Genomic DNA, 497 nt, shown 5'->3' with positions numbered 1-497 from the left:
TAAATACGCCAGAAAACATGAAAATAATCCGCAATTCACTTTTGGCACCGGCAAGGTAAGCGTCCTGGGCGGATTCGCAAGCGCCACAGCGCTATTCGTGGTCGCTTTGGTCATGTCCGTCGAATCGATACAGCGCCTATTCGACCCGCAAGCTATTCACTTCAATGAAGCCATCGGGGTGGCGATACTCGGTTTGCTTGTCAATATTGCCTGTGCTTATATTTTGCAAGGTCATCATGGTCATGCTCATGAACATCATCACCATGACCATAATCTGAAGGCGGCCTATTTTCATGTCTTGGCCGATGCCCTGACCTCATTATTGGCAATCGTGGCACTTTTTTCCGGAAAGCTATTCGGTTGGAATTGGCTCGATCCGATCATGGGCATCATCGGTGCTTTGGTGATAACCCGTTGGTCATTTATCTTATTGAAAGAAACCAGTCCCATTTTATTGTCCCAGCCCGCTAGTCCAAAACTATGCACTTTAGTGCAAG

Annotated in this window: 1 protein-coding gene; it reads left to right on the top strand. The window is 47.3% G+C overall.

All coding sequences use genetic code 11. The annotated features are described in order from the left end of the window. The coding region (locus E1958_RS19815; RefSeq protein WP_133513392.1) for a cation diffusion facilitator family transporter at positions 1-497 on the top strand (497 nt) is incomplete at both ends.

The organism is Candidatus Thiosymbion oneisti, from assembly GCF_004359955.1.
GTDB lineage: Bacteria > Pseudomonadota > Gammaproteobacteria > Chromatiales > Chromatiaceae > Thiosymbion > Thiosymbion oneisti.
The sequence above is the reverse complement of the archived record's forward strand: the minus strand, read 5'-3'. Positions and strand labels throughout refer to the sequence as shown.